Genomic DNA, 1917 nt, shown 5'->3' with positions numbered 1-1917 from the left:
GCTATATATAAATATAAGCATAACCTAGCCCGGCAGAAAGATAAGGTGTGAAATCAGATGAATTCTTAAAATCATAATAAGCGTTAAACATTAATGTATTTACTGCTATTTGATTTTTAACATAGGTTTTACCAGGAAAAACAAAAATTATATCATCCCCTGAGTAACTATCATCAGCGCTTGATCATCCCCTGAGTAACTATCATCAGCGCTTGATCGGCTAATAAATTCCAGTTCGGTTCTGATTGGAATATCAAATTTTTCATAAAAGTCATAGCCTAAACCGAGACCGGTACCAAATACCGCAGTTCTATGGTTATCTCCTTTTATTTTTTTGTTAAATTCTTCTTCTTCCACATTAATTTCCAATATATATTTCACTAGAAAAAATTGGCCTGACATTTGCTAAATTGATGCCCTCATTTTACCTGCTATGTACATACCAGATTTGCTTTCATTTGCTAACAACGTTGAAGGGATTAAACTCGTAGCTAATAATAGTAATAGTGTTTTTTTCATACTTTATTTCTCTAATTTTAATAAAATTTAAAAGATTGTATTTATATGGTAGGCATTATTTATATATTAGATGAATTCTGAAAATAAGCAGAAAAATTGACAGTAATATAATGATATTTTTTTAATATAATTAATTTAATAAATTAAATTTGAGTAATGATTATTAAATACAATAATTGATACTATGTATTTATGAATAATATCAAAGAATTACCACAATTAATTACCGAATTGATTGAAAAGCAGACAACAGATGATGTTATTCAGGTGACTTATTTGCTGGTGCTTTGATAAGTGATATCTGTAGCTTGATAGTTTTCCCAATCTTGAACGCGTTTTTTTGGTGACGGTTGCGATGCAATATCATCTGCCTGGAAATAATCATAGGGTAGTAAAACAGTGTCAAGTAGCCCAGAAAAAGGTAAGTCAATCATGGCAAGGGGTTTTATCACCCAGAAGATATTGCTATCTTTTAATATTCGGGTATCAGCTTTGGTGCCTGAATAGTAACCTTGATGGGGTCGACATGGGTCATAATACTTGAACAGCCACATAACAATATCAGGCAGCCAACCATATTTAAACTAGTGCTGAAAATAACGAGGATTAATCGTTTGATTAAGGGTATAAGCCTAGCTTCTCCAAGCGATTATGAATTTTAATGATAAACATTAATGTTCAAAATACCAGTCTATTAATAGAAATAAAATTTTCTAACAATTATTTTCTTTCGTATGTCCTAAATATGCCACAATTAATGGAAAATTGGCCGCATAAAATTCTTATTTACTGTTGGAATGGGCAATTTGTTTAAATAGAATTATTGATTAACGATTTTTTTATTTCTGCGGAGTTAGTTCAACCTCTTTTAAAATAGCATAAAATAGGCCAACAAAGAATAATCATCTATAGTTGTAATTTCATTAACGGGTAAACAAGTGGGTAATAATAAATGTTGAGCACATTTTAGTTTTTCTGCATAAATTATTCCGCGAATAGTCTTTTTATCTTTTTTTAAAGCATTTCTCCAGGTTTGGAGATGAGATAGAAACCGTATTAAGTCAATAGTCAACTTTAATACTTTTTATTCTGTATATGTTGTAATAATTGCGGTGTTAAAGAGATCGGGATGTAGATCATTTCATTAGCAATATGTTTGAATATGATCCCGTTAACTTTACAATTCAAAGTCCTCGTTATTATTTTATCACCTCTTATCTTGTATATGATAAGAGGTTTTTTTATGTATAGATAAGCGACTTAATTTTGATGACATCATTTATATGAGTTATTCAATTAATTTTAGACGTAAAATGATATTTATGATGGAAGAAGAAGGGTTGAGTATCCGAGAAACAGCGAAGCAATTTCGGATTGGCTCTGCATCTGTATCGCGTT

Annotated in this window: 2 protein-coding genes and 1 pseudogene; all 3 read right to left on the bottom strand. The window is 30.5% G+C overall.

The features are described 5' to 3' along the window. Positions 1 to 147: 147 nt before the first annotated feature. Entirely contained in the window at positions 148 to 369 is a 222-nt protein-coding gene (locus tag ARSQ2_RS09410; protein ID WP_181995137.1) for a hypothetical protein, read from the bottom strand. Positions 370 to 791: 422 nt separating this feature from the next. Next, on the bottom strand, positions 792 to 953 hold the full coding sequence (locus ARSQ2_RS13115) for a YceK/YidQ family lipoprotein (RefSeq protein WP_238334433.1): 162 nt from the start codon (positions 951 to 953) through the stop codon (positions 792 to 794). A 6-nt stretch (positions 954 to 959) separates the two neighbouring features. Continuing rightward, a pseudogene (locus ARSQ2_RS13110) lies at positions 960 to 1073 on the bottom strand (hypothetical protein); the annotation flags it as partial. Positions 1074 to 1917 lie beyond the last annotated feature (844 nt).

The sequence above is a fragment of the Arsenophonus endosymbiont of Bemisia tabaci Q2 genome, assembly GCF_902713415.1.
Taxonomy (GTDB): Bacteria; Pseudomonadota; Gammaproteobacteria; order Enterobacterales; family Enterobacteriaceae; genus Arsenophonus.
This window is presented reverse-complemented; position numbering and strand designations above follow the sequence as displayed.